General features: G+C 65.3%; 9 protein-coding genes. 5 read left to right on the top strand and 4 right to left on the bottom strand.

The features are described 5' to 3' along the window. Positions 1-437: 437 nt before the first annotated feature. Entirely contained in the window at positions 438-950 is a 513-nt protein-coding gene (locus ACTWQJ_RS45665; RefSeq protein WP_443312286.1) for a hypothetical protein, read from the bottom strand. 136 nt (positions 951-1086) lie between these two features. Between ACTWQJ_RS45665 and ACTWQJ_RS45660 the strand changes: the two genes are divergently transcribed. The 3 genes from ACTWQJ_RS45660 to ACTWQJ_RS45650 are packed head-to-tail and all read left to right on the top strand — an operon-like array spanning position 1087 to position 2704. After that, a complete protein-coding gene (locus ACTWQJ_RS45660) occupies positions 1087-1668 on the top strand; it encodes an RNA polymerase sigma factor (protein ID WP_443312285.1) in 582 nt (193 codons plus the stop codon). Beyond that, on the top strand, positions 1665-1892 hold the full coding sequence (locus tag ACTWQJ_RS45655) for an anti-sigma factor family protein (protein WP_443312284.1): 228 nt from the start codon (positions 1665-1667) through the stop codon (positions 1890-1892). The genes ACTWQJ_RS45660 and ACTWQJ_RS45655 overlap by 4 nt, the downstream gene beginning before the upstream one ends. After that, a complete protein-coding gene (locus tag ACTWQJ_RS45650) occupies positions 1892-2704 on the top strand; it encodes a methyltransferase domain-containing protein (protein ID WP_443312283.1) in 813 nt (270 codons plus the stop codon). The genes ACTWQJ_RS45655 and ACTWQJ_RS45650 overlap by 1 nt, the downstream gene beginning before the upstream one ends. Positions 2705-2897: 193 nt before the next feature. Here the strand turns inward: ACTWQJ_RS45650 and ACTWQJ_RS45645 are convergent, their stop codons facing one another. From ACTWQJ_RS45645 to ACTWQJ_RS45635, 3 genes are read right to left on the bottom strand one after another with little or no spacing between them, the layout of a single operon-like run. Continuing rightward, positions 2898-3107 carry a hypothetical protein gene (locus ACTWQJ_RS45645; protein WP_443312282.1) on the bottom strand — a complete coding sequence of 70 codons (210 nt, stop codon included), beginning with the start codon at positions 3105-3107 and terminating at the stop codon, positions 2898-2900. Further along, complete coding sequence (locus tag ACTWQJ_RS45640; protein ID WP_443312281.1) at positions 3104-3322, bottom strand: hypothetical protein; 219 nt, start codon at positions 3320-3322, stop codon at positions 3104-3106. Before ACTWQJ_RS45640 ends, ACTWQJ_RS45645 begins: the two co-directional genes overlap by 4 nt. After that, the gene (locus tag ACTWQJ_RS45635; protein WP_443312280.1) at positions 3322-3537 is read right to left on the bottom strand and encodes a hypothetical protein; all 216 of its coding nucleotides are present in this window, start codon (positions 3535-3537) and stop codon (positions 3322-3324) included. The genes ACTWQJ_RS45640 and ACTWQJ_RS45635 overlap by 1 nt, the downstream gene beginning before the upstream one ends. A 172-nt stretch (positions 3538-3709) precedes the next feature. Here ACTWQJ_RS45635 and ACTWQJ_RS45630 point away from each other — a divergent pair, with 172 nt between their 5' ends. After that, the gene (locus ACTWQJ_RS45630; protein ID WP_443312279.1) at positions 3710-4462 is read left to right on the top strand and encodes a DUF6879 family protein; all 753 of its coding nucleotides are present in this window, start codon (positions 3710-3712) and stop codon (positions 4460-4462) included. Positions 4463-4481: 19 nt separating this feature from the next. After that, on the top strand, positions 4482-5339 hold the full coding sequence (locus ACTWQJ_RS45625) for a helix-turn-helix domain-containing protein (RefSeq protein WP_443312278.1): 858 nt from the start codon (positions 4482-4484) through the stop codon (positions 5337-5339). Positions 5340-5500: the final 161 nt, after the last annotated feature.

Below are 5500 nucleotides of genomic sequence, written 5' to 3'. Positions count from 1 at the left end.
CACCCGCCGCTTCCTCCGCCGCCAGCGCCAACCCCACGTCGTCCGCCGCTACTTCCACTCCCGGCACGTCCGCCACACGATCATGCAGGCAATCGAATAGTTCCGGCTCAATAACCCGCAGACACTACGACCACGGCCCCAATTAGAGCTGGCCCTGAGCCTTTACCCACCTGCCCCATGCCGGGGCCCTACGCAGGGAGTACTAGAGACCTCTCGCCTCGCGGAACGGCATGTCGATCGCCTCTCGGTAGGCGATGCCACCGCGGGCCAGCACCCACCTCTGGGGGGAGGGCTCGCCCTGTCGAAGAACGGAACGGCGGAGAGTTGGCCGGCGGGCCAGGTCGTACAGGCGCCCTCGCTCGCTTGAATGCACGGCGCCGGCCTGGGCGAAGGTGCCGCCCAAGCCGGTGGACCTGCCGTCGCGGGGGCATAAGCGATCAGTCCCGCTTCCTCCGTGCCGCCAGTAGAGGCCGCAGGGTGATCAGCGCGCCGACGACGAACACGGCAGTGGCCAGGTAGATGGGACCGAGATGGCCGAGGGTGTCGAGGTTGTATGGGTAGTGGGCGGGCAGAGCGACGGCCAGACCGAGCACGGGGACGCCGATCGCGGTGACGTAGGCCCACAGAAGGCCGCGGCGGACTCCGAACCAGGCAAGCGCCGCGGTGGCCAGTCCGGCTGCCGCGATGAACCCGGACACCGCGATGTGCAGGTGCGCGATGTAGTCGTACAGCTCGGGACTGAACGCCCTGATGTCCGATCGGCCGACATCCACCTCGCCAGGACCGATACCCAGTTCCAGGAACGCGCCGGTGAAGTTGCGGACGAAGAAGATCACCGCGTATCCGACGAATGCCAGACCGGCGAGCGCCATGAGCGCGGATCCCAAGCGGAGCGTGCCCGGGCTCGCGGCGGTGCCGACCCTGCTCCTCCGATGGGTGACAGTGGTCATGGGGTGCCTCCTTGCCGTCGACCGGTCGAGATTGGTGCTCTCGGCTATGAAGACGGCGCGGATGCCCGAAGTTATTGCAACCGGGTGAAACGCAATAAAATCGGCGTCAGGAACCGTCTTTGGTGGTGTGGCAGGCGTGCAGATCACCAAGGCCGACCACAGGGAAGACTTCCGCCGACTGGTGCGGGCAGAGCTTCCCCGGCTTTACGCGATCGCCCGGTCCCTGGTCGGCGCTGATGCCGAGGACGCGGTGCAGGACTGCATGGTGAAGGCGTTCGAACGGCTCGACCAGCTCCACGATCCGGCGGCGGCGGCTGCGTGGCTGCGGAGCATTCTCATCAACTGCTGTCGCGACCGCCGTAGGGCCAGGACCAGGCAACCGGTTCCGGTGGACTTCGAGGAGGCGGAGAACTTCTCCCTCTACCGAAAGATCGCCTATGAAGATCCCTTCCCCTACTCGGACAGCCTCCACCTGGACTTCCTTCAGGGATTCGGGTGCGAGGACGTGCACGCCGTGCTGCTGCGGCTCCCCGAGATCTACCGGGTTCCGCTCGTCCTGGTCTACATGCACGGCTTCCTGGCCAAGGAAACAGCGGCGATCCTCCAGGTGCCGCTGGGCACCGTGCTCGCCCACCTGCACCGGGGACGCAAGCTCTTCGAGAAGCAGATGTGGGACTACGCGGAAGAGAACGGACTGCTGAAGGAGGGTGTGCGTTGATCACTTGTTCCGAGGCGGTGAGAAGGCTGTGGGAGTACCTCGACGCCATGGTCGATCAGGCGGACCGCGAGGCGGTGGAAGAGCACCTGAGGATGTGCCTGCGCTGCTGCGGTGAGCTCGAATTCGCCGTCGAGCTCCGCAGGTTCCTGCGCAGCTCGGGCCGTGAGGACATCCCCGCCGACGTCCTGCGGCGCCTGAACGAGACCCTGGAGGAGCTGGGCTGATGAGCCGCGATCTGATGCACAGCGATGAAGTCAAGCAGTTTGTCCGCGACGCATACCGCAACGTCCCGGCGTCCACGGCCGCCGTGGCCCGCAAGCTCTACACCCCCGAGGAGCTGGCCGAGGTTCCCCAGGCCGCCATCGATCGTGCGCTCGGTGTGGCCGACCACCTCCGCTTCGCCGTCATCCACCCCGGTGAGACGATTCTCGACATCGGCTGTGGCGGCGGTATCGACACCATCCTCGCCGCCCGCCGCACCGGCCCGACCGGGCGTGTCATCGCTCTCGACTTCCTGCCGGAGATGCTCCAGCGCACCGCCGACGCCGCGGCCGACGCCGCGCTGACGAACGTCGAGGCCCTGGAAGGCGAAATGGAGGCCATCCCGCTCTCGGACGACACGGTGGATCTGATCATCTCCAACGGCGTCATCAACCTCTCCCCCCGGAAAGCCCGCGTGATGGCCGAATGCGCACGCGTCCTGCATCCCGGCGGCAGGCTCTGCGTCGCCGACCTCACCGTCGGGCAGGACGAGCTTCCGCCGCAGATCCTCACCCAGCCCGCTGCCTGGGCCGGCTGCGTGGCCGGGGCGCTGTCCGAAGACGATTTCGTACGCAAGCTGGAGCGGGCTGGATTCCGGGATGTCCAAGTGCCGTACCGCCACCCCATGAGCATCGACGACTGCGCGCTGTACCCCCTCTTCAGCACAGAGGTGATCCAGCTCATGAGGAACCTGATCCCAGCGGACCAGCAGGAGGCCGTGGCGGTCTCGGTGGTCGTCCGAGCACAGCTTCCGCGGACAGAGGCCGACTGGTGAAGCCACACGCGGCGACCGCCTCTGCGCCCGGCCCCGGGAGCTATGGCATGGGTAAGAGGGCCGCTGTCGACCCGGCCGAGCAGACCAGGCTAACTGGGCGCGGGCGGCATCCAGAGCGGTCGGCGGAGCATATGTACGCGGGTCCTCTTTGCGCTCCTGCTTCCCAACACGATGCAGGCCACCGGCCAAAGTCTCAGGCCGAGGAGGCTGCCGGGTTGTTGCTGCGGTTGTAGGCGTGGCACGGGCACGTGCAGCGGCGCACGAGCAGGATGCCCTGGTGGCCGGGCAACGGGATGTTCTTGGTCTGGCGGCAGTCGGCATGGAGACCTGCGTAGTCAGGTCGAGCGGCGAGGGCGCACTCAGCCGACCGTGTTGAGAGGTCGTTCGTGGTGGACGTGCTCATACAAGACGCTCTGCTCGGTTGAGCTCGGTGACGCGGGCGCGTAGCGCCTCAGTGGCGGTCGCCGGCCTGACTAGGTTCGGGTCGGCGTCCCACTCCACTCCCCCACCCGGCGGGCGCAGCTGGGTGTCCCCGCCCACGTGTCCCATGACGTAGCCGATCTTGTCGCCGTGCGCTGTGTCCACGGCCAAGCTGTTGAGCGGCAGTCTGATGGCCATTACTCAGGACTCCCCCGCCGCAGTGCGCTCGCCAGTCGGGCAGCCACGTCGGCACGGACGCGCCCCAACTCGACCAGCTTTAGTTCAGGGGATGCAGGGTCGACCCGTAGGGACGGCAGGATGATGCCAGCGGCAGCGTTGAGGGCCTCTCTCAGGGTCTCCACCACTGCGTACGGGTCGATGTCCTGCTCTGTGTCTGTGTTCTTCGTGACCATGAACAGGACGGTAGGAACGGGGTGTTGAGGGGCGCTACGGAAGTTTCTCGAAGTTTCTTGACGACCCGTCGAAGTTAAGCGATGTTATCCATGAAGCCCTACCGAACTTGGTACACGGTGCGTTGATCTACGTGATGCTTGATGGATCAGTCCCCGATGAAAGGAACTGGTCATGGCGCGACGACTACGCTTCAACGGCACTGGTTCAGGCGGCGGTTCGTGCCCTGCCGTTCACGAAGACCTGGACACGGGCGAGGTCATCGTGCACGGTCCGCGGCTCACCGATCCTGCGGACATCGCCCAGCTCCAGCACCTGGACGAGGACGAGGTGCCGATCGTGGTACCGCGCAACACACTGATCGACTTCGGCCCCAAAGACCGAGACACCGAGCCACGCATCCTCGATCCGGACACGTTCGCTGGCATGTTCGAGAACTTCCAGCACAGCGCCTGGCACCTGGAGATGCGTAAGGGCTACGCCGTGGACCGGGCCACTGACACCTACGCCCAGTTCGTCCGGGGCGAGACGCCGACATGGGACATGAACTCTGCCTGGGCTCGCACTATCAGCGCCAAGACACGAGACGGCGCGTACGTCGGTCGGGTCCGCATCGTCGACAACCCGCCGACCGAGGGACAGCTGTACCTACTTGCCCATGCCGAGCACAACGACGACCTGGGCGAAGACGTCCGGAACATGTGGCGCGACGACGCGAAGCGCGTGAACTTGCCCGACGAAGACTTCTGGATCTTCGATTCACACATCGTCACCCTGTGCCTCTGGGACAACGACGACAACCTGACGGGCGTCGAACTAATCACGGAGCCGGCGCGGGTCAACCAGTACAACCGACTGCGTGACGTCGCGCTGCACTACGCCATCCCGTACAGGGACTTCGTGGCGCGGATGAACGCGAAGGAGTAAAGCAGGTGAGCACGTACCGGTGAGCACGGACTATCAGAAGGCACGCGAGGATCTCGGGATCCGGCTCCGGGAGCTTCGACTCACGGCGCCTGGAGGCCGACTCACCGGTACACAGCTAGCGGAGCGGCTTGGCTCCGGATGGACCAAGGTCAAGATCAGCAAGCTCGAAAACGGTAAGCAGACGGCGACGGCTGAAGACTTGCGCGCGTGGGCAGACGGAACAGGTCAGCCCGAGACGTATGACGAGCTGCTCGCCCGCCTACGCGGGTTCGAGTCACACATCCGCTCCTGGCGTCGCCAGCTGGCTGCAGGGCATCGAGCCGTCCAGGACGCCGTCACACCTGAGCACGACCGGGCACGAGTCCTCACCATCTGGGAGAACTGCCTGATTCCCGGCATGGTGCAGATCCCGGACTACGCCCGACACGTCTTCGTCCGGCACGCCGATCTCATGCGATCACCGAGGGACACCGAGGATGCCGTGCGCGCTCGGATCCAGCGGCAAGAAGGGCTGTACCGACCAGGCAGGAAGTACCGGATCATGATGTGGGAGGGCGCATTGCGCTCCCTGGTCTGCCCGCCATCCGTTCTCGCAGCGCAGCTCCACCATCTCGCCGGCGTCATCGGTCTGGACACCGTCGAGCTTGGCATCATCCCCTTCAGCGCCTCCTTGAAGATCTGGCCGGGCAACAGCTTCTGGGTCTACGACGAGCACCTTGTTGTCGTCGAAGACTGGCACGCAGAGCTGTGGATCGACGACGCCGACAGCATCGCCACCTATCTTCGGGTCTGGAAGACCCTCCAGGAGTCCGCGGTGTACGGCACGGATGCACAGAATCTGATCAGCGCTGCACGACGGTCACTTAATCCCCATTAAATCTAGACACAACCTTGGATGTCCTCAGTTTGTTTTGCCCTTCCCCCTTATTGAGCCGGAACTATTCGATTGCCTGCATGATCGTGTAGCGGACGTGCCGGGCGTGGAAGTAGCCGCGGACGACGTGGGGTTGGCGCTGGCGGCGGAGGAAGCGGCGGGTC

The organism is Streptomyces sp. KR55 (genome assembly GCF_052245645.1).
GTDB lineage: Bacteria > Actinomycetota > Actinomycetes > Streptomycetales > Streptomycetaceae > Streptomyces > Streptomyces flavusporus.
The sequence above is the reverse complement of the archived record's forward strand: the minus strand, read 5'-3'. Positions and strand labels throughout refer to the sequence as shown.